This window comes from Acidilutibacter cellobiosedens, assembly GCF_004103715.1.
GTDB classification, from domain to species: domain Bacteria; phylum Bacillota; class Clostridia; order Tissierellales; family Acidilutibacteraceae; genus Acidilutibacter; species Acidilutibacter cellobiosedens.
In genome coordinates this window covers 150,954-176,384 of sequence record NZ_CP035282.1, presented here as the reverse complement: position 1 = coordinate 176,384, position 25,431 = coordinate 150,954, and the positions used below count along the sequence as shown (strand labels likewise).

General features: G+C 33.7%; 27 protein-coding genes and 2 tRNA genes. 6 read left to right on the top strand and 23 right to left on the bottom strand.

Translation table 11 applies throughout. From position 1 onward, the window contains the following. Positions 1-26: 26 nt before the first annotated feature. The 5 genes from EQM13_RS00960 to EQM13_RS00940 all read right to left on the bottom strand — a co-directional run bounded on the left by EQM13_RS00960 (position 27) and on the right by EQM13_RS00940 (position 4,251). Positions 27-299 (bottom strand): metal-sensing transcriptional repressor, encoded by a 273-nt coding sequence (locus tag EQM13_RS00960; RefSeq protein WP_240662974.1) that lies wholly within the window; start codon positions 297-299, stop codon positions 27-29. A 12-nt stretch (positions 300-311) separates the two neighbouring features. Further along, positions 312-521, bottom strand: a complete 210-nt coding sequence (locus EQM13_RS00955) for a heavy-metal-associated domain-containing protein (RefSeq protein WP_128751658.1) — start codon at positions 519-521, stop codon at positions 312-314. A gap of 16 nt (positions 522-537) precedes the next feature. After that, positions 538-2,907, bottom strand: coding sequence for a heavy metal translocating P-type ATPase (locus tag EQM13_RS00950; RefSeq protein ID WP_128751657.1), 2,370 nt, complete (start codon positions 2,905-2,907; stop codon positions 538-540). A 143-nt stretch (positions 2,908-3,050) separates the two neighbouring features. Beyond that, on the bottom strand, positions 3,051-3,320 hold the full coding sequence (locus tag EQM13_RS00945; protein WP_114219409.1) for a TIGR03905 family TSCPD domain-containing protein: 270 nt from the start codon (positions 3,318-3,320) through the stop codon (positions 3,051-3,053). A gap of 118 nt (positions 3,321-3,438) precedes the next feature. Further along, on the bottom strand, positions 3,439-4,251 hold the full coding sequence (locus EQM13_RS00940) for a hypothetical protein (RefSeq protein WP_071140641.1): 813 nt from the start codon (positions 4,249-4,251) through the stop codon (positions 3,439-3,441). A 355-nt stretch (positions 4,252-4,606) separates the two neighbouring features. On the opposite strand from EQM13_RS00940, the gene EQM13_RS00935 reads away from it, so the two are divergent. The 5 genes from EQM13_RS00935 (at position 4,607) to EQM13_RS00915 (ending at position 7,865) form a co-directional block, all read left to right on the top strand. Beyond that, positions 4,607-4,909 carry a DUF2325 domain-containing protein gene (locus tag EQM13_RS00935; protein WP_071140640.1) on the top strand — a complete coding sequence of 101 codons (303 nt, stop codon included), beginning with the start codon at positions 4,607-4,609 and terminating at the stop codon, positions 4,907-4,909. A gap of 108 nt (positions 4,910-5,017) precedes the next feature. Next, entirely contained in the window at positions 5,018-5,227 is a 210-nt protein-coding gene (locus tag EQM13_RS00930; protein WP_071140639.1) for a FeoA family protein, read from the top strand. 13 nt (positions 5,228-5,240) lie between these two features. Then, positions 5,241-5,462 carry a FeoA family protein gene (locus EQM13_RS00925; protein WP_071140638.1) on the top strand — a complete coding sequence of 74 codons (222 nt, stop codon included), beginning with the start codon at positions 5,241-5,243 and terminating at the stop codon, positions 5,460-5,462. A gap of 92 nt (positions 5,463-5,554) precedes the next feature. After that, the gene (gene feoB, locus EQM13_RS00920) at positions 5,555-7,708 is read left to right on the top strand and encodes a ferrous iron transport protein B (RefSeq protein WP_071140637.1); all 2,154 of its coding nucleotides are present in this window, start codon (positions 5,555-5,557) and stop codon (positions 7,706-7,708) included. A gap of 16 nt (positions 7,709-7,724) precedes the next feature. Further along, on the top strand, positions 7,725-7,865 hold the full coding sequence (locus EQM13_RS00915; RefSeq protein WP_083381933.1) for a FeoB-associated Cys-rich membrane protein: 141 nt from the start codon (positions 7,725-7,727) through the stop codon (positions 7,863-7,865). Positions 7,866-7,951: 86 nt separating this feature from the next. Here the strand turns inward: EQM13_RS00915 and EQM13_RS00910 are convergent, their stop codons facing one another. After that, positions 7,952-8,323, bottom strand: a complete 372-nt coding sequence (locus EQM13_RS00910; RefSeq protein ID WP_071140636.1) for a metal-dependent transcriptional regulator — start codon at positions 8,321-8,323, stop codon at positions 7,952-7,954. Between the two features lie 242 nt (positions 8,324-8,565). Between EQM13_RS00910 and EQM13_RS00905 the strand changes: the two genes are divergently transcribed. Then, a complete protein-coding gene (locus EQM13_RS00905; RefSeq protein ID WP_071140635.1) occupies positions 8,566-10,020 on the top strand; it encodes a nicotinate phosphoribosyltransferase in 1,455 nt (484 codons plus the stop codon). A 72-nt stretch (positions 10,021-10,092) separates the two neighbouring features. Here the strand turns inward: EQM13_RS00905 and EQM13_RS00900 are convergent, their stop codons facing one another. The 17 genes from EQM13_RS00900 to gltX form a co-directional block, all read right to left on the bottom strand. Next, positions 10,093-11,034 carry an AAA family ATPase gene (locus EQM13_RS00900; protein ID WP_128751656.1) on the bottom strand — a complete coding sequence of 314 codons (942 nt, stop codon included), beginning with the start codon at positions 11,032-11,034 and terminating at the stop codon, positions 10,093-10,095. A 143-nt stretch (positions 11,035-11,177) separates the two neighbouring features. Further along, positions 11,178-11,795, bottom strand: coding sequence for a V-type ATP synthase subunit D (locus EQM13_RS00895; protein WP_114219401.1), 618 nt, complete (start codon positions 11,793-11,795; stop codon positions 11,178-11,180). 4 nt (positions 11,796-11,799) lie between these two features. After that, a complete protein-coding gene (locus EQM13_RS00890; protein ID WP_114219400.1) occupies positions 11,800-13,182 on the bottom strand; it encodes a V-type ATP synthase subunit B in 1,383 nt (460 codons plus the stop codon). A 14-nt stretch (positions 13,183-13,196) separates the two neighbouring features. Then, positions 13,197-14,957, bottom strand: a complete 1,761-nt coding sequence (locus EQM13_RS00885; protein WP_071140654.1) for a V-type ATP synthase subunit A — start codon at positions 14,955-14,957, stop codon at positions 13,197-13,199. A 4-nt stretch (positions 14,958-14,961) separates the two neighbouring features. Beyond that, on the bottom strand, positions 14,962-15,591 hold the full coding sequence (locus EQM13_RS00880) for a V-type ATP synthase subunit E (RefSeq protein WP_071140631.1): 630 nt from the start codon (positions 15,589-15,591) through the stop codon (positions 14,962-14,964). Positions 15,592-15,603: 12 nt separating this feature from the next. Continuing rightward, on the bottom strand, positions 15,604-15,909 hold the full coding sequence (locus EQM13_RS00875; RefSeq protein WP_071140630.1) for a V-type ATP synthase subunit F: 306 nt from the start codon (positions 15,907-15,909) through the stop codon (positions 15,604-15,606). 1 nt (position 15,910) lies between these two features. Further along, positions 15,911-16,333, bottom strand: a complete 423-nt coding sequence (locus EQM13_RS00870) for an ATP synthase subunit C (protein ID WP_071140629.1) — start codon at positions 16,331-16,333, stop codon at positions 15,911-15,913. 14 nt (positions 16,334-16,347) lie between these two features. After that, positions 16,348-18,297 (bottom strand): V-type ATP synthase subunit I, encoded by a 1,950-nt coding sequence (locus EQM13_RS00865; protein ID WP_128751655.1) that lies wholly within the window; start codon positions 18,295-18,297, stop codon positions 16,348-16,350. Then, positions 18,297-19,340: a V-type ATPase subunit gene (locus EQM13_RS00860; protein WP_071140627.1), complete on the bottom strand. Its 1,044-nt coding sequence runs from the start codon at positions 19,338-19,340 to the stop codon at positions 18,297-18,299. Before EQM13_RS00860 ends, EQM13_RS00865 begins: the two co-directional genes overlap by 1 nt. A gap of 12 nt (positions 19,341-19,352) precedes the next feature. Continuing rightward, a complete protein-coding gene (locus EQM13_RS00855) occupies positions 19,353-19,667 on the bottom strand; it encodes a hypothetical protein (RefSeq protein ID WP_128751654.1) in 315 nt (104 codons plus the stop codon). A gap of 260 nt (positions 19,668-19,927) precedes the next feature. After that, positions 19,928-20,500, bottom strand: a complete 573-nt coding sequence (locus EQM13_RS00850) for an indolepyruvate oxidoreductase subunit beta (protein ID WP_071140625.1) — start codon at positions 20,498-20,500, stop codon at positions 19,928-19,930. 2 nt (positions 20,501-20,502) lie between these two features. After that, on the bottom strand, positions 20,503-22,266 hold the full coding sequence (iorA, locus tag EQM13_RS00845; RefSeq protein WP_114219398.1) for an indolepyruvate ferredoxin oxidoreductase subunit alpha: 1,764 nt from the start codon (positions 22,264-22,266) through the stop codon (positions 20,503-20,505). Positions 22,267-22,426: 160 nt separating this feature from the next. After that, the gene (locus tag EQM13_RS00840; RefSeq protein ID WP_128751653.1) at positions 22,427-22,894 is read right to left on the bottom strand and encodes an Hsp20/alpha crystallin family protein; all 468 of its coding nucleotides are present in this window, start codon (positions 22,892-22,894) and stop codon (positions 22,427-22,429) included. Between the two features lie 238 nt (positions 22,895-23,132). Further along, complete coding sequence (locus EQM13_RS00835) at positions 23,133-23,483, bottom strand: DUF1622 domain-containing protein (protein ID WP_234958921.1); 351 nt, start codon at positions 23,481-23,483, stop codon at positions 23,133-23,135. Between the two features lie 213 nt (positions 23,484-23,696). Next, positions 23,697-23,768 (bottom strand) — tRNA-Glu (locus tag EQM13_RS00830). 1 nt (position 23,769) lies between these two features. Beyond that, positions 23,770-23,844: transfer RNA gene (locus EQM13_RS00825), tRNA-Gln, on the bottom strand. 90 nt (positions 23,845-23,934) lie between these two features. Next, on the bottom strand, positions 23,935-25,401 hold the full coding sequence (gene gltX, locus EQM13_RS00820; protein WP_071140622.1) for a glutamate--tRNA ligase: 1,467 nt from the start codon (positions 25,399-25,401) through the stop codon (positions 23,935-23,937). Between the last annotated feature and the right edge of the window lie 30 nt (positions 25,402-25,431).

Below are 25,431 nucleotides of genomic sequence, written 5' to 3'. Positions count from 1 at the left end.
CAAGGAACTGCCCCATTAAATTTTTCTTATTTCATATACTTCTCTATTATATTTATTATCTCGTCTATTTTCTGATCCCCTTGTTCCTCTCCTTCCAAAATCGCTGTTCTGACACAGTGCCTGATATGCTGATCCAATATATCTATATTTGCCTTCTTTAATAACGCCATGGCAGAAAGGATCTGCTTGGAAATGTCCACACAATATCTGTCATCTTCAATCATTTTAACAATTCCATCAAGTTGTCCTCTTGCAGTTTTCAAAAGATTCATGGCAGCCTGTTTTTCTTCGTTCATCATTTACATCACCAACTATTCTGTAATATTTACCACTTCATATCCCGCATCACTAACCGCTTTTTTTATCTCTCCATCATCCAAATTTTCTCCTTTGACTACAGCCTTTTTGCCTTTTAAGTCAACCTTTACTTTATCAACTCCGTCTAACGCTTCCAATGATTCTTTCACTGCATTTGCGCAATGAGAACAAGACATTCCTTCTATAAATACTGTTTTTTTCATAAATATCCTCCTTAATTTATTTAAATTTTTTTAGCCTTAATGAATTTGTTACAACCGAAACTGAACTAAAAGCCATTGCCGCTCCGGCTATCATGGGATTTAAAAATCCCAAAGCCGCAATAGGTATTCCAACCGTATTATAGGCAAACGCCCAAAACAGATTTTGCTTTATAGTTCTCATGGTTCTACGGCTTAACCTGATAGACGTAACTATACCCCTTAAATCCCCTCTCATAAGGGTAATATCGGCGGCCTCCATAGCCACATCCGTACCTGTACCTATGGCAAAGCCTACATCAGATGCTGCCAATGCGGGAGCATCATTTATGCCGTCTCCTATCATTCCTACAAATTTACCTTCTCCTCTTAATTTTTCTACTACTTTGGCTTTATTCTCGGGAAGGACATCAGCCAGAACATTATCTATCCCTACTTCATTGGCAATCGCCTTAGCCGTTCTTTCATTATCTCCCGTGATCATATATATATTTAATCCGGCATTTTTTAATTCTCTGATAGCTTCTTCTGAATTATCCTTAACACTGTCGGCAACAGCTATTATTCCTGAAATTTTCCCATTCACAGCCAATATCATAGAGGTTTTCCCTTCTCCTTCAAGTCGAAACAGTTCGTCTTTCACATCATCCATTTCAACTCCCGTTTCTTCCATAAGCCTTCTGTTACCTATATATACTTCTTTCCCTTCAATAGTTGCATGAATCCCTCTCCCGGGAATAGCAGCAAATTTTTCGGAAATTTCAATATCCATGTTTCTTTCCTCAGCCTTTTGCACAATAGCTTTGGCAAGGGGGTGCTCAGAAGTTTTTTCCGCTATGGCGGCAAGTCTTAATACTTCTTCTTCATTGCCGTCAAAGACAACTATATCCGTGATTTCGGGTTCACCTTTTGTAATGGTTCCTGTCTTATCAAATATCAGAGTATCCAATTCATGAGTTTTTTCCAAATGTTCACCGCTTTTGATCAAGATGCCGTTTTCTGCTCCTTTACCGGTTCCTACCATTATAGCTGTAGGAGTAGCCAGCCCTAAAGCACAGGGGCAGGCAATAACCAATACGGATACGGCATTAATAAGTCCCGAAGTAAAGTCACCCTTTACAAAATACCAAAGAAGAAATGTAGCTACAGCCACTAATATAACCGTGGGAACGAATATTGACGATATTTTATCTGCCAGCCTCTGAACAGGAGCCTTGGAACCTTGGGCATCTTCTACTAATTTTATAATTTGAGACAAAGCCGTATCTTTTCCAACCTTTGTTGCCTTAAAATTAAAAGTACCATACTTATTAATAGTGGCCCCTATTACCTCATCCCCTTCTTTTTTATCTACAGGGATGCTTTCTCCCGTAATCATGGACTCATCTACGGAGGAATTCCCCTTTATTATCTCTCCATCTACAGGTATTCTTTCTCCGGGACGAACCACTATTATGTCCCCTACCTGAACTTCTTCTATAGGTATATCTTTTTCTGAACCGTCTACTATTATTTTAGCAGTTTTAGGTTGAAGACCCATCAATTTTTTAATGGCTTCCGATGTCTTTCCTTTGGCCACAGCTTCAAAAGTTTTTCCCAGCAATATTAAAGTAATAATCATAGCAGATGCTTCAAAATAATACATTTCCATCCCCATAATCAAATTGTACAGACTGAAGAAATAAGCGGCTGATGTTCCCATTGCTACAAGTACATCCATATTGGCTCCTCCGCCTCTCAAAGAAACAAAGGCCCCTTTATAAAATCTGTAGCCTACTCCGAACTGTACCACAGTAGCCAATATCAGCTGAAAATATCCGTTAGAAAGTATAGTATGAATACCGGCCATATGGAAAAACATTGCTGAAAATAAAGGTATACTGAATATTGCAGATATTATAAAAGATGTTTTTAAAGATTTAATTTCTTTTTCTCTCGCTTCCTTTTCTTTGTCCGGATTTGATTTTTCCTCTAATTCAGCCTTGTATCCTGCTTTTTCAACTGCTTTTATTAAACTTTTAATATCTGTATCATCCTTTGAATACTCCACCGATGCTTTATTTGTAGCAAGGTTTACATTAGCATTTACTACCCCGTTTACCTTCTTTAAACTTTTCTCTACCCTTGCAGCACATGCAGCGCAGGTCATGCCTCCTATCAAAAAAGTTGCTCTATCAAAAACTGCCTCATACCCTGTTCTCTCTATAGTCTTAATCAAATTTTCCATGTCGGTTTTGCCCTTGTCATATTCTATAACAGCCTTTTCGGCCAATAAGTTTACAGAGGCGCTATCCACGCCTTCCTGTTTTAAAAGTGCCTTCTCGATTCTTGAAGCACATGCAGCACAAGTCATTCCATGAACGCCAATGGTAGTTTTAATTTTATCCATAAATATCATCTCCTTTAGATACCCCTCCCCATATGGGGCCTGTCAATATTATTATACCCCGAATAAAACATTTGTAAAGATATTTTTTATTTTTTTAAAATAAAAGGCTGGTATTATTAAAATACCAACCTTTTATAATCCAACTAATTACTTGCCGCTTTTTCATCACTTGTTTTCAAATATTCGGTTAATGCTCTCGATAGCTGATCCGGACATGACGTTTTCTTCCCTCCGCACTTAATTCCGGAAAGCTTTTTTATCACTTCTTCAGGAGTCATGCCTTCGACTAATCTTGATATCCCTTGAAGGTTTCCATTACAGCCTCCGACAAAATTTAAATCTTTAATCTTCCCGTCTTCTATGTTAAAAAAAATTCTTCTGGAGCAAACCCCCCTTGGAATAAATTCGTACATATTATATTCTCCCTTCAGATAATTATATTCATAAGATATTATACAACAATTAAGTACAAAAAAGATACTTTGTATAAATTATTTATACAAAGTATCTAAAATTTTATTTATCCATTATTTACTCTAAATTTAAAGGTACAGTATATTCTGCTGAAATGGGGCTCCATTTTCCATCTTTATAATTCCATTCGGATGTTACCGTAGATATCCCGTCGGCATGCCAAGCTCCCGATATACGTTGTACTCCTTCAATATTATATGTTCCGTCTCCGTCATAATCTATTGCATCAATCTTTCCAAAGGAATCAGACCAGGGCTCTGTATTTTTACCGATAAATTTCCCGTCTTTTGAATATATATCACCTTCTATATATGAAGAAGAATTTCTGCTTACATCTAACGTTAATGGATTTTTTAAAAAATCACTTCTTAACTCAACTTTAAATCCGTCAATAAACTTTCCAGTGAAATTAAATCCTTTATTTTCTTCTTCACCATATATTATATTGGTCTTGTTATCTTTAAATGAAGCTATTCTTGTATCTACTATGCCTCCGCTTCCTCCTGTATCTGCGGAAATCATTATTTCGGGAATTTTATCTCCTGTGAAATCTACTACTTCCATCTTCCCTCCATATCCTGCAAAATCCCCAAAATCTATATCAAATATATCATTAGTCTTCCCGTCAAGTACCTTTACCTGTATAGAACTATATATACTATCTGCAAATAAATTCTTGCCTATCATATAAACGGAATCTTTCACCCCGTCTCCGTTTACATCTTCTTTTTTCAACTGAATTATTCTTTCACCTTCTGAAAGAACAATTTTATTTATTCCTGATTGTTGAATTTCATCAGCATAAGAATAACTAAAAGAAAATATGCCCATAATTACAACTAAGAATAAAAACATAACCTTTTTTTTCACACTTACAATCCCCTTTCGATTATTTTTCTTGTTATAAATATATTACCCATTTATTTATAACCTCTGCAGAATATTAAAAACTTCTTTCACTTTTTTTATTCTACCATTATATATATACGAAGTAGTTACAAAAAAGTTAAAATCTAATAAAATTTTTATGGGCAAACGCTATATTATCTAAAAAACATTTGACTTTGTTGATAATTTATAATACTATAATATTAGATATGAAAATGATTATCATTAGTATTATTGAATGCATACATATACTAATGTAAATACAATATTGATCCACCACATAAAAGTAATTAAGATTGAGTTAAAAATATAAAACTATAATAGGAGGAAATGGTATATGAGTCTTTTAGTGATAGGAGGCGATTATTTAGGCGGTATTGAAGACAATCTAAAAAAGAGAGGATTCTCTACTGTTACCCATATTTCGGGAAGAAATAATAAGCAAAAATCTTTAAAAATACCTAAGAACACTGATGTCATTTTGGTATTGACCGATTATATAAACCATCAAACTACAAAAATAATTAAGAAGCAGTTAAAAAACAGCAATGCAAAGATTTTCTTTTCTCGCAGAAGTTGGGCAAATATAGAAGAAACATTAAGCAAAAGTTTTAATATAGCTGTGGGACAGTATAATTAGTTACAATAAATTTTATCAGCATCAAAGTTAGTTATGACTAACTTTGATTATTCAGATATATTGAATTGTGGTTAGACAGTCATAATCTTAAAAAGGAGGGATTGTATTATGCCCCTTACAATGGCAAGAATAGGAGAACCAAATTGTATTAAAAGAATCACCGGAAAAGATAAAACGAGACGTTTTTTAGGAAGTCTTGGTTTTGTAGTTGGTGAAAATGTCACTGTTGTATCTGAGATGTCCGGAAATGTGATTTTAATAGTTAAGGACACTCGTGTAGCCTTAGATAAAAGTATGGCGAATAGAATTATGATTTAAGGAGGAATAAATAATGAAAACATTAAGAGATGTGAAATGCGGTGAAACTGTAAGTGTAGTAAAGTTGCATGGTGAGGGCGCTGTTAGGCGTAGAATTATGGATATGGGTATTACCAATGGATGTAAAATCTTTGTTCGTAAGGTAGCTCCTTTAGGCGATCCGATTGAAATTAAGGTAAGAAACTATGAACTTAGCCTACGTAAGGCAGAAGCCGAAAAAATCGAGGTAAGCTAATCAAAATATTTATAGTAATTATATTATATTTAGTAATATTAAGTACGAGAGTTAGCTCTAACTAACTTATTATGAATTAAGGAGGAATCAAAATGTCTATTAAAATTGCTCTTGCAGGTAATCCTAACAGTGGTAAGACAACCATGTTTAACGACCTGACGGGTAGCTCTCAATATGTAGGTAACTGGCCTGGTGTAACTGTTGAAAAAAAAGAGGGAAAGCTCAAAGGCAATCATGATATTATTATTCAGGATTTACCTGGTATATACTCTCTTTCGCCTTATTCTTTGGAGGAAGTTGTTTCTCGAAATTATCTTGTTAACGAAAAACCTGATGTTATTATTGATATTGTCGATGCTTCCAACATTGAAAGAAATCTTTATTTAACTACGCAGCTTACCGAAATTGGTGTTCCTGTTGTTATGGCCCTTAATATGATAGATATAGTTCACAAAAATGGCGATGTTATCGATACCGGCAAGCTGAGCAAGACCCTTGGCTGTGAGGTAGTCGAAACTTCTGCTTTAAAGGGTATTGGTTCCAAAGAAGTAATCGATAAAGCCATTGAAATTGTAAAGGCAAATAAAAAAAATTCTCCGCTACATCCGTTTTCTGAGAAGATAGAAAATGCATTATCTCAAATTGAAAAAGTAATATCAGGAAAAGTAGATGATGAATCCAAACGCTGGTTTTCCATTAAGTTCTTTGAACGAGATGAAAAAATCATGGAACAAGTAAGCCTTTCGGCCGACATCAGGAACCAAATCGAGAGCATTGTTGCTTCTTGTGAAGATGAATTAGATGATGATGCTGAAAGTATTATTACAAATGAAAGGTATGCCTATATTGCTAAGGTCATTGACAAATGTGTATCTAAGAAAAATAAAACTAAATTGACTACTTCTGATAAAATTGATAAAATAGTAACAAACCGTTGGCTGGCACTTCCGATTTTTGCTGCAATTATATGGCTCATCTACTATGTATCCGTTTCTTCTCTCGGTTCTATCGTAACGGACTGGACAAACGACGTATTGTTCGGCACTTGGATAACAAATTGGGCTACGTCAGGACTTGAAGCTGTAGGCGCTGCAAAATGGCTTATCGGACTTATTGTTGATGGTATTATCGGTGGTGTCGGTGCTGTGCTTGGATTTGTGCCTCAAATGTTTATTCTGTTTTTCTTCCTGTCTATTTTGGAAGATTCAGGTTATATGGCACGTATAGCTTTCATCATGGATAGAATTTTCCGTAAGTTTGGTCTTTCGGGTAAATCTTTCATACCAATCCTTATAAGCTCTGGATGTGGTGTACCGGGTATCATGGCAACAAGAACCATTGAAAACGAAAAAGACCGCAAAATGACTATTATACTTACAACTTTTATGCCTTGCGGTGCAAAATTAGCAATCATTGCTATGATGACCGCAACATTTTTCCCACATTCTACTTGGGTAGGTCCTTCCATGTATTTTCTTGGAATTGCAATAATTATTATTTCAGGTATCATCTTAAAAAAGACAAGAATATTTGCAGGTGATCCTGCACCATTTGTAATGGAACTTCCTCAATATCATCTTCCAAGTTTTAAGGGGGTCCTCATTCATATGTGGGAACGCGGCAAATTATTTATTAAAAAAGCCGGTACTGTTATTTTCGTAGCATGCGGCATTATCTGGTTCTTCTCCAATTTCAGCTGGAGTTTTCAATTGGTTGAAGATGCAGACAAGAGTATACTTGCTTCCATTGGAAATGTTATAGCACCAATCTTTGCTCCTCTCGGTTTTGGAACTTGGCAAGGTGCAGTTGCTTCAGTAAGTGCCCTTGTAGCCAAAGAAAATGCAGTTGGTACCTTTGGTGTATTGTTTGGTTTAGGCAGTGACATAAGTGAAAGTGACCCTTCATTTATTGCCAATGTTGCATCAATGTTTACTGTTGTCAGCGGACTTTCATTTATGGTATTTAACCTCTTTTGTCCACCTTGCTTTGCAGCAATCGGCGCTACAAAGCGTGAAATGGGCGGAGGAAAATGGACATGGATTGCAATAGGCTATCAATTCCTTGTAGGATATGTATTAGCTTTTATCGTAAATCAACTCGGAAGTGTTTGGATTCTTGGTCGACCTTTCGGTATAGGGGCAATTTTATCTGTGCTTATAATAATTTTCATCCTATACATGCTGTTCAGAAGGTACGACCCTGATAAAGCAAGCCATGATACTTTAAATAAGAAAGTAGCAGCATAAAAAGGGAGGTGATCTTATGGCAACATGGATTATCGGAGCTATTGTCATCGGAGCAATGATATTTGCTGGCTATAAATCTTTTAAAACAACTAAAAACGGCGGCTGTAACTGCGGATGCAGTAGTTGTCCCATTACAGATAAAAGTCATTGCAAATAAATGTTTTAAAAAAAAGAGAGATGGATTTTTATATCCATCCCTTTTCTTATCATAAACTAACCCATATTATAACTCCATCTCTGATATTATTGTTGTAATTTTGACAAATGTTCTCGAATTTTATTAAAGCTTTCTTCGCTGATATCATGTTCGATCTTACAGGCATCTTTTTTTGCATTTTTTTCACTGACACCAAGAGCCATAAAGTACTTCGTAAGTGTCCGATGACGCTCATAGATATGTTCGGCAATTGCCAATCCACTTTCCGTAAGGGTAATATATCCATCTTCATCCATACAAATATAACCGTTTTCCCTAAAATGTTTCATAGCAACGCTGATACTGGATTTTTTAAAATTCATCTCATTGACAATATCTATTGAGCGAACTTGGCCGTTTCTTTGCTGTAATATCAGAATAGTCTCTAAATAATTTTCGGCTGACTCTTGTATCTTCATATCAAAGCCTCTTTTCAATAAATATTATAGGTACTATGATTTTATGTTAACAAAAATTAAATGGTTTTTCAAGATTTATAGGTCAAAAAATACGTTTATAAAATAGTAATGATTTAAAGTATATATGCAAATTAATAGACCCGTTAAAATATATAATAATATTAAAGTATTGAATTTTCACATTATAAAGTCTATAATGGAATAGAATGATGGCAATAATATGCAATAAAGGAGACTTTAAAATGGCCAATATAGATTGGAAAGATAAAAATAATTTAACCATGCTTACTGATTTCTATGAATTCACTATGGCAAATGGTTATATGGAATATGGAATGGAAAATACTATTGCTTATTTTGATATGTTTTTCAGAGAAATACCTGATAATGGCGGATTCGCCATTATGGCAGGAGTAGAACAGCTAATTCAATACATGAAAAATTTAAAGTTTTATGATGATGATATAGAATATTTCAGAAATAAAAATATTTTCAGCGAAAAATTCCTTAATTATTTAAAAAATTTCAAATTTGAATGTGATGTATGGGCCATACCCGAGGGAACTCCTATTTTTCCAAAAGAACCTATAGTTACGGTTAGAGGTCCGGTAATTCAAGCTCAAATATTAGAAACTATGATACTCCTTACTATTAATCATCAAAGTTTAATAGCCACAAAATCAAATAGAATCGTCAGAGCTGCTCAAGGAAGACCTATTATGGAATTCGGTTCCAGAAGAGCTCAAGGATATGAAGGAGCTATATTGGGGGCAAGAGCCGCTTACATCGGAGGCTGCGTTGGAACCGCCTGCACTATAACCGACAGAGATTTTGAAGTTCCCGCTTTAGGCACAATGGCTCATAGCTGGGTTCAGATATTTCCTTCAGAATTGGATTCTTTCAGAGCATATGCAAGATTATATCCTGATGATTGCGTTTTATTAGTAGATACTTATAATGTACTTAAATCGGGAATTCCCAATGCTATTAAAACATTTCAGGAAGAAGTAATTCCCAGAGGCTTCAGACCTAAGGGAGTAAGAATAGACAGCGGTGATATTGCATATCTTTCAAAAGAATCAAGAAAAATGTTAGACAAGGCCGGATTTGAAGATTGTCCTATAGTTGTATCAAGCAGTTTAGATGAGTATGTAATTGAGGATCTAATAAACCAAGGAGCAGCAATTAACTCTCTCGGCGTTGGTGAAAGACTTATAACTGCCAGATCAGAACCCGTATTCGGGGGAGTTTACAAATTAGTGGCAATAGAATCGGAAGGAAAAATTATACCTAAAATAAAAATAAGTGAAAATGTAGATAAAATTACTATCCCAGGATTTAAACAAGTATATAGGTTATATGATAAAACAAGCGGAAAGGCGACTGCCGATGTTATTTCCCTTCATGACGAAATAATAGATGAATCAAAGCCTTATCAAATATTCCATCCTCTATATACCTGGAAGAAGAAGACCTTAACCAATTTCACTGCCAGAAAATTATTAATAAAGATATTTGATAAAGGTAATTGTGTTTATGAAAGCCCAAATATTAAAGATATACAAAAATATTGCAAAGAACAAATAAGTACTCTGTGGGATGAAGTTCTTCGTTTTGAAAACCCACATGAATATTTTGTGGACTTGTCAGATATTTTATGGAATATAAAAACTGACTTATTAAGAAAATACGAATAAAATAAGGGAGCTTCGATATCAAGGATAAATTCGTTTTCAATATCGAAGTTTTTTTTTACTTATTTTTCTTATTTAGTTCTTCTCCGTTGGCTCCTTTGTTTTATCAATTAACTCCTTTATTACTTTTACTGATTCTTCCATCTTGCCTTTCTTTTTTAATACTATCCTGTGGTTGAGAACATGAACAGCAACCTTTTTTATATCTTCAGGTATTATATGGTCTCTTCCGTTGATTGCCGCATAAACCTGGCTTGCCTTAAATAATGCAATACTTCCCCTCGGACTTACACCCAATTCTATCTTATCATTTTTTCTTGTATTTTCTATTATATCTATTATATAATTCATGATATCTTCGCTTCCGTAAACTTTTCCATAATTCTCAGACAAATATTTTATTTCCTCTTCCTTTATTATACAATGTACATTCTCTATAATATTTGTTTCATTTCTAAGTATTATTTCTCTTTCTTCATCTTTCGTAGGGTAGCCTATATTTATCCTCATGAAAAATCTATCCGTTTGAGATTCAGTAAGAGGAAATGTTCCATAACTTTCTACAGGATTCTGAGTAGCTAAAACCATAAAAGTGGGGTTAAGAGTCTTAGTCTCTCCGTCTACGGTTATTTGCTTCTCTTCCATGGCTTCAAGAAGACTTGATTGAGTTCTGGGGGTTGCTCTGTTTACCTCATCGGCAAGAATTATATTTGAAAAAAATGGACCTTTTTTAAAATCAAATTTCCCGGTTTTTTCATTATAATAATTTATACCTACAAGATCAGCCGGAAGCAAATCCGGAGTAAACTGTATTTTTTTAAATGGGACTCCTATTGTTTTAGCAAAAGTTTTAGCAATCGTTGTCTTTCCAAGACCGGAAACATCTTCCAATAATATGTGACCTCCTGCTATAAAAGAAATTATAAGAAGATCTACAATTTCTCTTTTCCCCACTATTGCTTGGGAAACATTTTTTAAAACATTCTCTCTAAAAGTAACAAAAGGTTTTACATCCATTTTATTTTCTCCTTCTCCTGCATACTTTTTATCTTATACTATTATGTTAACAAAATTTCGGTAAATTGTACATGCAGTATGATATAATATTTCAATGACAAATTCAAAAAAAACAATAACGCATCCCATACGGATGCGTATATTTATTTCTTCTTTTTTTTCACCTTTTTAAGTCTAAAAAAGTCTTCTCTTTCTTTCTCCTCCAGTACTTCCTGTATATATTTTATCTCCCTTTCATATCTTGGCATCTGAATTTTTTCCAATGCATTTGTTCTCTTCTGCGTCTTCTTTATTTCCATAGCCAATTTATAAATAGAATTTTCTATTTGTGCAAAATCATATACCAAATATCTGATACTTATAAACTTTAACACAGCTTCATCAAAAGCAGGGTTGGTTTTCAGCAAACCATATTCAGGAGAAATAGATTCTTTTTCATATTTTATATATGGTATTTCTACTCCCATAACGCTTTTTAAAAGTATATCAAACCCCTCTTCCTTCTTTAGAGACATACTTAATTCTTCAACCTCATTAACTCCCATAGTAATATTTGCATACTGAAGTGCTCTATATGCCTCCTCAAAATTCTTCTGTATTTCTTCCTGAACTTTTACTCCCTTTTCTATTAAAGACATCATCTCTTTAATAAGGACAGTCCTTTTTTTATCTAAAAGTTCATACCCTTTTTTTGAAAACTGAAGAGCAGACTTTGATTTTATTAAATTAGCTTTTGTGGGGGTCATTTTATAAACAGCCATATTCTCACCTTATTTTCAGATATTTATCTATAAGACTGGGATCTATTCTATCCAGCTCTTCTACAGGCAAAATCGATAACAAGTCCCAGGATATATCGAAGGTCTCACTAATATCTCTATTCTCGTTAAATCCTTGCTTAACAAATTTCTCTTCAAATTCCTTACCAAACTGAAGATATTTCCTATCTCTTTCGGTCAGATCGTCTTCTCCTATTATTTGTGACAAAGATCTCACTTCTTGAACTTTTGAATAAGACGAAAACAACTGATTAGCTAAATCAGGATGATCTTCTCTTGTATAACCCTTCCCGATCCCATCCTTCATAAGCCTTGACAAAGACGGCAACACATTAATGGGAGGATATATGTCTTTCTGATACAATTCTCTTGAAAGAACTATCTGTCCCTCTGTTATATAGCCCGTCAAATCCGGAATAGGATGAGTAATATCATCATTAGGCATAGTAAGAATCGGAATCAATGTTATAGAACCTTTACTGCCTTTAAGCATTCCTGCCCTTTCATATAAACTTGCCAAATCAGAATACAAATAACCCGGGTACCCTCTTCTGCTGGGGACCTCTTCCCTCAATGATGAAATCTCCCTCAGGGCCTCGCCATAACTTGTCATATCCGTCATAATTACAAGGACATTTATTCCTTCTTCAAAAGCCAAATATTCCGCCGCAGTTAAAGCACAACGGGGAACAATAATCCTTTCCATGATAGGATCATCTGCATAATTTATATACATAACAACTCTCTCAAGAACCTGGGATTCGCTAAAACTTTCTCTGAAAAAATTAGCTTCATCATGCTTAACTCCTATTGCTGCAAATATTATGGCGAATTCCTCTTTTTTACCATCTTCCGATTGTAATTTGGCCTGCCTTACTATTTGAGCAGCCAATTCATTATGAGGAAGACCATTCCCTGAAAAAACAGGTAATTTTTGACCTCTTATTAAAGTCATAAGTCCGTCAATTGAAGATATCCCTGTTTGTATATAATTTCTCGGATATCTTCTTGCTACAGGATTTATAGGCCTTCCGTTTACATTATATTTTTTCTTGGAATATATATTTCCGCCCCCATCAATAGGCCTTCCCAGCCCATTAAAAGTTCTGCCCAATATATCCCTCGAAAGAGGAAGCTCTAAAGGTTCTCCTTTAAAATTTACTGTTGAATTTTTAATAGAGATACCGGAAGTATCACCAAAAACCTGTACTATTACTTTATTTCCCTCAATTTTTACTACTTTTCCCAACTTTTTTTCATTTCCAGAAGTCTTTACCTCTACAACTTCTCCATATCCTACCTCGTCTACATCGGAAAGTTCTATAAGGGGTCCTTCTATTCTATCAAGGAGTAAATACTCTTTTCTCATAAATATCTACCTTCCTACTCCGTATATTTATTGCAAAGCTTTAAGTAATAATTATCTATTTTTTTCTTAATGTCTTCTATTCCGCTCAAATCATTATTCGGAATAGTGTATTTCATCTTTATTACATCTTCAAATATTTCATCATTTTTTACCTGAGAAATGGGAATTCCCATTTTTACGGCTTTAAAACTTTTTTCATATAGATAATCTATTGTTTTTAACATTTCTAACTGTTTTTTTAACGGAACAAATGTATCTTCTTTATGAAAAGCATTTTGCTGCAAGAAACCTATCCTAATAACTTTTGCAATCTCCAATAAAAGCCTTTGATCATCAGGAAGAACATCTTCTCCTACAAGCAAAACAATCTCTTGAAGTTTATTCTCCTCAAACAGTATTTTCATCATCTTTGCTCTGAGGGCAAGTAAGTCCTCGCCTAAATTTTCTTCATAATAATCCCTTAACATATCTAAATATCCGCTATAGCTTGTGAGCCAATTAATTGCAGGATAATGTCTTGAATAAGCAAGCTCTTTATCCAATGCTAAAAACACGTTTACAAACCTCTTAGTATTCTCAGTAACAGGTTCGGAAAAATCTCCTCCGGCAGGAGAAACCGCTCCTATTATAGTTACAGAACCTTCTTTATCATTTAGTGTATTCACGTATCCCGCTCTTTCATAAAATTGAGCCAGCCTTGACGGAAGATAAGCAGGAAATCCTTCTTCAGCAGGCATCTCTTCCAGCCTTCCAGATATTTCTCTCAAAGCTTCCGCCCATCTTGAAGTAGAATCCGCCATCACAGCTACATGATAACCCATATCCCTATAGTACTCGGCTATAGTAATTCCCGTATATATACTTGCTTCTCTTGCCGCAACAGGCATATTGGAAGTATTGGCTATAAGGATTGTTCTCATCATTATAGGCTTTTCCGTCTTAGGATCAATAAGCTTCGGAAAATCCTCTAAAACCTCCGTCATCTCATTTCCTCTTTCTCCACAGCCTACGTATACAATAATATCTGCATCAGACCATTTTGCCAACTGATGTTGAGTCATAGTTTTCCCCGTACCGAATCCTCCCGGCAAAGCTGCTGTTCCGCCTTTTGCTATGGGAAAAAATACATCCAATACTCTTTGTCCCGTAACAAGCAGTTTATTTATAGGAATTCTCTCTTTAATAGGTCTCGGAATTCTTACAGGCCATTCTTGATACATTTTTATTTCATGAACTCTTCCATTTTTATCTTCTACCTTAAGCAATACATCTTCTAATTTATATTTTCCGCTATTTTTCGCTTCAACTATTTTTCCTTTTATACCTACGGGAATCATTAATTTATTAACTATTAAGGAAGTTTCCTCCACTGTCCCGAATATCTGCCCTTCTTCTATTTCATCCCCTGCATTAACAAGAATCTCTACATCCCAGATTTTATTTTCATCCAAATTTATAAGTCCAATTCCTTCAGGAATAAAACTTCCAAAATTATCATTAATTTGCTTAAGAGGTCTTTCAATACCATCAAATATATTTCCAATCATTCCGGGACCTAACTTCAAAGAAAGAGGCCTTCCTGTAGATACAATTTTTTCTCCCTTTTTCAGTCCCTCTGTTTCTTCATAAACTTGTATAGTTCCTATATCTCCTTCTATAGAGATTACCTCTCCTAAAAGTTTTTTTTCACCAACCAGTACCATTTCCATTATTTTAAACCCTGTCATATTCTCTCCCTTAATGACAGGACCGTTAATCATTATGATATTTCCCATCAAGTTACTCAATTAGATCACCAGCTTCTTTAAACTTTTCATAGAGTAATTCTCCTATTTCATATTTTTTTCCCTCTATCTTAGTTTTTAAGGTAAAATCCAACAAATAGGTTCTTTCTTTATTAAACAGCAAAAATCCGCCTATTTTATTTTCAGTCCATGGGGATATCAGAACCTCTTTGTTATTCTTACGGAAAATATCCATAATGATGTCACCATAAATATCTTTATCTCTTTTGCTGACATATATATAAATCTCCCGGTCTTTCGCTGAACCAGCAATTTTTTTTAATTCATCTAAAAGGTAATTCTTATATTCTGGGCTTGCTGCAAATTTCTCGGCCTTATCTTCAATTTCAATCATCAGATCTTCCAAAAGTTCCTTTTTAACTTTTAATATTTTGTTTTTCTCCTGAGAAAAAGTTTTGGATATAATCTCATTCTTTTTCAATTCTCCCATTTTTCTTTTTTTGCTGACAATTTCTTCTTTTTTCTTTAAAGCCTCTTCTTTTTTTTCACGAATCAACTCTTCGTTTTTCATCTGAATTTTTTCAAGAATTTCTTCACTTCTATCTCTTTCCTCGCCAAGAATCAATTTGTAAAAAATATCTAATTTTTCCTCTACTGTAATCACCTTATCACCGCCTTAAAGTTTCACGCCTACCGACTCTTTTATATACTTAGTAATAAAATCCTTATTCGAAAGTCCATTTCTGTCAGGAATAACAACGATAAGAGGAACAGACTGCCTTAACTTGATTTCCGTAACTGTTCTTTCCACCGATTTAAAAATCTTTTCAGATAAAAGTATTATTCCTATATCCTTATCTTTTAATTTTTCATTAAGAATTTTAACTGCCTCTTCTTTATTCTGAGGCACCACTCCTTCTATACCAGCAATTCTAATTCCTATAAGGCTATCCCTGTTGTCACTTATCAAAAAAGATTTCATACTATAAGCTCCCCAATATCAATATGGAAACTATCAGCCCATATATAGCGATACCCTCGGCCAACCCAACAAATATCAAAGTTTTTCCCAGTATTCCCGGGTCCTCGGAAACAGCTCCCAAAGCAGATGCTCCTACAACTCCTACTGCATACCCTGCTCCAATAGTAGCCATTCCCGTTGATAATGCGGCACCTATAAATCCCAATCCCGAGGGAGAAGAGGCGGCTGTATTTTGTGCGTTAGTTATGTTAGGCACTATCAGTATGATTGAAAAGATAAGGATAGGTAAAAATACAAAAAGATTGTATCGCAAAATCTTTTTAAGCTTCTTTTGACTGACTTCTGCTTTTTTATACATTAAGAAAATTCCTGCTCCTATTGTCATCAAAACCATTATAGTTGTAGCTATAAGAATAAATGTCATTTAAATTCCCTCCATTAATTAATCTTTATTGGGGAAAATTCAACACCTTCCCCTTTATAATATCTGCTGAATAACTCATAATACTCAAGTCTTAATCCCTGAATAAAAACTATAAGCCCTTCAAGGCATATAATTACTACATTTCCTATTATTAAGACAACAACATCTCCTATTCCCGAGCCAATAAGTCTTCCTATAGTTTGAAAAGCTATAAACAATCCTACATGGGTAAGGGCAAAGGCACCAACTCTTATAAAAGATAAAGTACCGCTTAACATACTTAAGAGAGTTTCTATTATAGAAAAACCACTTTCAATATAATAATCTGATACGCTTTCATTATATAAAGGCTTCTTTTTTATTAAGTTCCCTAAAGGCTGCTTAACCACCATCGCAGCCATCGTCAACAGTAAAAGAACAACAGCGAAACCGGTAGGAATAAGGACTCTGTTTAAAAATTTTCCTCCTATAAGAAGAAGCAGAGATATATAAAATATCAAACCCGCTATTCCATTTTTCCCAAATACTCCATTTTCTATATCATTAACTTTAACAGCATTTATAATGCTATACCCATAGCTCATAAATATGAGAAAAATTCCTATAAATACTGCAGCTTCCAGCACCAAATTTATATTATCAAAGGGCCTCAGCAAAAGGGCAGGTATGACATTCTCAAATCCAAAGAAACCTCCGTATAAAGTACCAAATATCATAGAACTTGCTCCTATTCTCATAATAAGAGGACCAAAAACACTGTTTTTCTTTTTTTTAGAAAGAAAAATGCCAGCCAGTAAAAATATAAATCCTTGACCTAAATCTCCAAACATGGCTCCAAACAAAAACATATAAGTAACACTCAAAAATGGTGTTGGATCCAGTTCATTATACGAAGGTGTCCCATACATTTTTACCAATGATTCAAAAGGAGAAAAAAGCCTGTTGTTCTTCAATTTTGTAGGAGGTTTAACAGTCTGTACTTCTTTTTCATCCTTAAACTCAATCAATAAATTTTCAAACTCCTTAAATTCATCTCTAATCTGCTGTTTGTCTTTAACCGAAACCCAAGCTGAAAGGTATGCAAATTTTTTTGAAGATGCCAAGTATTTTTCTGCTTCCTCGATTTTTTTCTCCATTTGAAATCTCGAAAAAGCACATTTTAAGCTATCAATATTTTTCTCCTCTATTTCTTGCAATTTCTCATCTATCTCTTTAATATTGTCAAGCAAAACCTTCTTTTTATTTTTCAATTCCTGAATTACTTTTCTTGGGGTTCCCGAAAATTCCTTTGGCACATCAATACCGCTAAAGTTCAAAGATCTAAAAATTCTTTTTATTTCATCTTCTACACTTTTGGGATAGATCATAAGATAAATTTCTTCTTTGTCTCCGCTTCCCAAGTGAAATGCCAAAGCTGAAATATTTTCATAATTTTTTTTCAGTTTTATTCTGTTTTCTTTAGATAAAACCCCAAACTGATATTGGAAATAATTCAAATTTCTTAAATCATCGATGGAAATATCCATATCATGAATATAAGAAAACTTTCCAATAAGATTATCAATTTTTTTTAGTTCTTTTTCCAAATCATCCTTTTTTTCGGTTAGTTTAAGTATTTTTTCATATGCAATGTCAATAATATCTGCAGTTTCATCAAAGCTATATGAAGTTTTAAGACAATTTTTATCTAATGAAAAATCAAGATGAAAAGCAGTCTTTATCGCATTTATTTTATCCGAATATTTTCCCAATCTATTATCGGTAGGATAAGGAGAAATAAAACTCAAGTTTACTATCTTATCCATATTTTTCCCTTCTACATTAAGAACAAACTCACTATCTTCTATTTGATCGATAGCATTGGTTAAATTTACCTTGCCCAGAAGTATAATTTTCTTTAATACTTCATGGGTTATGCCTATAGGAATAACCATATCCATCATAGCCATTTTTTCAACTGCCATTATTTACCACTTCCTTTAATCCTTCTAATAAGGTACTCCTTCATTTCATCAAAACTTAAATTATATTCTATTCCTTCAACGATTGAAAAAATATCCTTAACTTCATATTCAAGAAGATAAAAATAAGCCAAAGAAACTGTAATATCCATTCTTGATGCTTTAATCAAAGAAATAAACTTAAAATAAAGATATCTTTCTATCCTTCTCTCCATAAATAAATCCACATCTTTTTTTGTATCAAATAAGAATGAATACTCCGTATTTAATATTATCTGCTGAAATTCTTTAAGGTCATCTGCATAGCAAAGTTTTTTTATATCATTGTATTTTAACCTATATCCTTCCGGCAAAGTGTAGTTTATCAACTCTTCAGGAAATAAATCATAATATTTCAGCCCTCTGTAAATCCACTCAATATTTAAAAGATCAATATTTCTGCCTATCGTTTCAAACAGATTTTTACTGTCTTCTTTGCTCAGTTTCAGCCCTTGTTCCTTTATCTTCGAAAAATATAATTTATCTAAACTTATTACCATATAAAAAAGAAGCTTTTTATTTTTTTCACCTAAATATGGTTTCAATGCCTTGTAATATTCCGTATCTCTTAGTTCTTCCACAAATTTATTTATATCTTTTGCATTGGAAAGTTTTTCATAATCAAGATCCCCATATTCATTTACCCGAAAGGTTAATTTTTCGTTTCGCAAAAGCTTCCTCAAATAGAATTTTAAATCTTCAATTTCATACTTCATCAATAAAATCTGAAACAATTTCTTGTAACTCTCATCAAAATATTTTACTATCTTCCTGAATTGAACAAATATATGAACTTTAATTTCTCTTTCCAAATCCGGCCTATGGATTTTACTGCCATCCAAATTTTCAAGAACATCTCTGTATTCAGTATTATCTCTTAAATATAAAAAGATTTCTTCCGTATTTTTTTTATTCATAATATTAATAAAATCCTCTTCTGTCATAAATTTTCTTTCCAAGGACCTTATTTTAGTATTTACTGCAGCAAATCGTTTTGGATTTCCCACGTTCTCAGCCCCTTAACAATTCTGAACTATTGAATCAAAAATCCCTTTTAAAATTTCCTCTTTATATGTTTTATAAATATTTTTAATATTATTTTCTATTTCCTTCCCTTTGGCTTCTAATTCCTTTGCCTTGTTATTTCCTTCATCCAACAGTTTATTATATACACAATCTCCTTCTGCTTTTCCTTCCTCCATACTGTCCTTCTCTAAATTCAATAATATTTTCCCCAAATTTTTATCATTTTCATTGATTATATCTTCAGTTTTCTTTTTTAATTCAAAAGTGTTTTTATCAATTTCTATTATTCTCTTAATCTCTTCTTCCATATATTCTCACCTCATCATTTTTCATTATATATCACTCAAAAACAAAATGCAAATTGGATAGTTTATTGCTTATAGCCAATTAAATTCAATTTGTCAATATATATTTCCCATATATCTCAAATTTCTTTTGCTAAATCGTTAATTTTCGTCTTTTTTTACAATGAAAAACCCTTTTTGAAACCCATTTAGCAGAAAATTAATATTAAGATAAAAAGCGCTATCAAAGATTACAACTTTTGATAGCGCTTTTTATCTTAATATTATAATAATTTTAATCCTTCATTAAAAGCCTTTATGTTAACTTCTTGAAACCTTTCAGGAACATTCCTTCTGATTAAATCCGACCAGTTAATATCTTCAAGTTTTAAAGCCTTAATGATACATCCCAGCAATACTATATTCTGAGTCTTTACTTCTCCCACATCTTCTGCTATTTTTCTGCCGTTAACCACATTAATGTTTTCTATATTTTTCTTAAGCTCTTCAATAACTCCTTCAGGATATTTTTCTTTTCCGGTCAAAACAGGGAGAGGGTAAATCTCCACATCGTTAACTATTAAAATTCCGCCTTTTCTAAGTTGTCTGATATATCGAACTGCTTCTACTTTCTCAAAAGCAACCAATACGTCTGCTTCTCCTTCGCATATATTAGGAGAATATACTTTATCTCCAAATCTTATTTGAGTAGTTACACTTCCCCCTCTTTGGGCCATTCCATGAATTTCGGACATTTTCACATCATATCCCTCTTCCACAAGCCCTTGAGAAAGTATCTTTGATACAAGAATAGTTCCTTGTCCTCCTACTCCTACCAAAAGTAAGTTTTTAGTCATAACTACTCACCCATCCTTTCTATTGCAGTAAACGGACAAACCTGCATACAAATAGTACATCCATTACATTGAACATCATCAATCATAACTACATTGTTTTTAACCGATATGGCAGGGCATCCTATTTTCAAGCAAGTTTTACATTTTCTACATTTCTCTTGATTTATCTCACAGTACATTCCTTTTCTTTCTTTTTGAACTTTTTTAATTAAAGCACAAGGCTGCTTTGTAATTATTACAAACAGTTCATCCGCTTCATAAGCATCCTTTACAGCCTCACTCGTTTCTTTCAGGTTATAGGGATCTACAACTCTTATATTTTCTTCTTTTACTCCCACGGCTTTTATTATCTTTTCAACGTCAACTATTTGAGTTTCCTCTCCCATTAAAGTTTTTCCGGTACCTGGATTTTCTTGATGTCCCGTCATCGCCGTAATCCTGTTGTCTAAAATAACTATGACCATTTTGCTCTTATTATAAACCGCATTTACAAGTCCTGTCATTCCTGAATGAAAAAAAGTAGAATCTCCGACAAATCCAAATACCTTATTATCCTTTCCCGCAAGTCTTAACGCTTTTTCAAAACCCATTCCGGCTGATATTCCGGCCCCCATACATATAACCGAATCTCCTACATTTAAAGGCGCCGACATTCCAAGAGTATAACATCCTATATCACTGGTAGCTATTACATTCTTAAGCTTCCCTACGGCATAAAATATCCCTCTGTGAGGACATCCAGCACAAAGAGCCGGCGGTCTGGAAGGTGCTTCCACATTCAGTTTATATTCTTCTACTTTTTGGTTTTCAATAAGTGCATTCCTTAAAATTTGAGGATTCAGTTCTCCGCATATAGGTACGAATTCCTTTCCTATACATGGAATTCCAAGAGATTTCACGAAGTTTTCAATATAAGGTTCATTTTCTTCTATAATATATACTTTGTCCACAACTTTTGAAAATTTAATTATTAATTCATCAGGAAGAGGATAACTGAACCCAATTTTTAAATAAGATGCATTTTCTCCAAAGACCTCTTTTGCATGAAGGTAGGAAATTCCGCTTGTTATAATTCCTATTTTTTTACTTCCCCACTCGATTCTATTAAGAGGAGTGCTATTTGAATATTTTTTAAGTTTTGGCAGTCTTTCTTCTTCAATTTCCACATGCTTCATTTTTGAATTGGCGGGAACCATAATATATTTTTTAGGGTTCTTTGTATACTCTCTAATTCCTATTTCTTTTCTCTCCCCCAGCTCTACCAAACCTTTGCTGTGACAAACCCTGGTCGTAACCCTAAACAATACAGGAGTATCAAAAGTTTCACTTATTTCAAAAGCATATTTAATAAAATCTTTACATTCTTGGCTGTCCGACGGTTCAATAAGAGCTACTTTAGCATGAGGAGCATATAATCTGTTATCCTGTTCGTTCTGTGAACTATGCATCCCCGGTTCATCTGCTGTAACAATTACTAATCCTCCGTTGACTCCTTCATAGGCCATGGTAAACATCGGATCTGAAGCTACGTTAAGTCCTACATGTTTCATTGCCACAAGAGACCTTGAACCGGCTATAGAAGCCCCACTGGCAACTTCCAATGCTACTTTCTCATTTGTAGACCATTCCGAATATATTTCTTTATATTTAGAAACGTTTTCAAGTATTTCCGTGCTAGGAGTCCCCGGATAAGCACAGGCTATATGACAACCGGCTTCATATGCACCCCGTGCAATTGCTTCATTTCCTGTTAATATTTCCTTCATTTCCTCATCCTCCCTAATATACTCTAATTCATAATATATTATATCAGATGAAAGAATATTATGAAAAGATATGAAAAATACTTAACAATATTGTTATAAAAATGAAGTGCAAGTTCTCTTACACCTGAAGGGAACTTGCACTTCATTTTTTTATAACATGTTATTGAATTTTTATTGTACTATTCTTTGGTAAACTTGGTTCTTTCTTTGGCAAATTTACAACAAGAACACCGTCTTCAAATTTAGCAGTTGATTTTTCTATATCTACGTCATCTACATAAAAACTTCTTGAAGTTGAACCATAGCTTCTTTCTTTTCTAATGTAGTTTTCTTTTTCTTCATTAACTTCATTTTTTCTTTCCCATGAAATAGTCAAGATATCGTCCTTTAAATCCAAATTTATTTCGCCTTTTTTAGCTCCGGGCATTTCTGCTTCCAAGGTATATTCCTTATCATTTTCTTTTATATCTACCTTCATATTCATTTCCTTTGAATTCAACAAATTTGGGAAAGGCGTATTATTATAAAATGATTCTAACATATTATCAAACATTCTTTCTATATCCCAGTCACTCCTTTTCCTTTCAATTCCTCTTTGCCATTTGTCATATGGTGTAAGTCCAAACATAATAAACACCTCCGTATAATATTATATTATTTGACTTATGCTGACTTTAACTTTGACTTTCTTTGACCTACACTTATTTTATATCACACACACATATTATACGCAATATCCATATTTATATGTTATAAATTATTTGTGGGATATAATGGCTATTAGTGTAAATTATTTATGTTTTTCTAATTTTATATCTTTATTTCTCTATTTTTCATAATATTTTATTTTAAATACAATTTTTGAATCAATTATTAGATTTTTGAACCATTTTACTGCCATTTTTCAATGAGACAGTCATTTCCCAGTGAATTACGAATACAATTATTGCTCTAAGAACAACTACTGCCGCAAGAATAATAAATTCATCAAGAGTACGCACTATTACCGTTTTAAGTATTTCTGCCGCCAATTTAAATTCCAAACTTAATGATAACGCTTTTCCAAATTCCAATTTCAGACTATCATCAGTAAAATTAAACTTGGATTTAATAAAATTAACAAAGGTTTTTAAAGAAGCTAAAGTTATTATAAATACTCCTATACATTCCAGAAAAGTAGTTATGTATGGTATACTATATTCTAAAATCATTTCCACATTCAATCTCTTGTCCCCCTTTTATTTTTTAATATTATGCTTAAAAAAATGAGCCGAAACATTTATTTCGACTCATTCAGCATATTTTTCATTTTTTCTGTCTCTAAAATCTTCATATCCCTTTGTGACTTTATATCAGTCCCTTCCGGAAACTGCATAGTCATCAGTACAGTTTATTGGTTTCAATATTTTTTCTTAATATAATTAATTTAATAGCCTCAAGGAGAATCGAACTCCTGTTTTCGCCGTGAGAGGGCGACGTCTTAACCGCTTGACCATGAGGCCATGGCTCCGAGACTAGGATTCGAACCTAGGCAATATGATCCAGAGTCATAGGTGCTACCAGTTACACCATCTCGGAATTTCAGTGACATTTTTTATTATACACCTATTTAGCATATATATCAACCAAAAATTTATCAATTCTTTAAAATTCATAGATAGAACCCTTTTACATTTTTTTTATGAACTCAATAGCTTTATCCATCCTTTTCAAGCATTCCTCTTTTCCGAGAATGGATATTATATCAAATAATCCCGGCCCCACAGTTTTTCCTGATAACGCAAGTCTGGTAGGATGAATTATATCTCCTCCCTTAATTCCTAATTTATCAATTAAATCCCTATAAATTTTTTCTACCGTTTCCACTTTAAAGTCCTCGGCATCCTCTAAAGCTTTCCTTCCAGACTCCAACAGCCTTACGGTACCGTCTTTTTCAAATCTCTTTGCTACTCCCTTAGGATCGTACTCGGATATATCTTTAAAAAAGTATTCGCTTCCGTCTGCCAGTTCTGTCAGAAGCTTTACCTTTTCTCTCACGGCAGCGACAACTCTTTTGATATAATCATATTTTTCTTCTGCTTCATATTCCTTTATAAATCCTTTTTCTATCAAAAAAGGGATTGTTTCTTTTGTTATATAATCCAAGTCCAATTCTCTTAAATAATTTCCGTTCAGCCATGTCAGTTTGTTTATATCATATATTGCTGCTGTTTTCGATACCTTTTCCAAAGAAAAATTCTTTATGGTATCTTCCATCCCGAAGATTTCCCTGTCCTCTCCCGGAGACCAGCCTAAAAGAGTAAGATAATTAACTAATGCCTCTTTTATATAACCTTTTTCCCTAAATTCCTCCACGGAAGTAGCTCCATGCCTCTTGCTCAATTTACTTCGGTCCGGAGCCAATATCATGGATAAGTGAGCAAATTTAGGTACTTCATACCCTAAAGCCTTATATATTAAAACCTGCTTCGGAGTATTTGAAAGATGTTCTTCAGCCCTTATTACGTGACTTATTTCCATAAAATGATCATCTACCACACAAGCAAAGTTATATGTGGGCATGTTATTTGATTTAAGAATTATATAATCATCTAACTGAGAATTGTCAAAAGAAACCCTGCCCCTTATCAAATCCTCTATTTCAGTAGTACCTTCCCTCGGAATTTTTATTCTTATTACATAGGGCTTTCCTGCCCTAAGATTTTCTTCAACTTCTTCCTTAGATAATAAAGAACATTTGCCCGAATACCTGTAGGAAACCTTTAATCTTTTCTGTTCTTCTCTCTCTTTTTCAATATCCTCTTCCGTACAAAAACAGTAATATGCTTTTCCTTCATCTAATAGCCTCTTTGCCTCTCTCCTGTAAATATCCAGCCTTTCCGATTGAAAATAAGGCCCGTATTCTCCTCCCTTCTCGGGACCTTCATCCCAATTAATACCGAGCCACTTCATGCTTGAAACTATTTGAGACACCGAATCCTCTTTTAATCTTTCTCTATCTGTATCCTCTATTCTGAGAATGAATTTCCCGTTATATCTTTTTGCAAAAAAATAATTAAATAATGCTGTCCTTGCTCCCCCTATATGTAAATATCCTGTAGGACTCGGAGCAAATCGAACTCTTATTTTTTCCATAAAAAAACTCCCTTCAATTAAACTATCTTT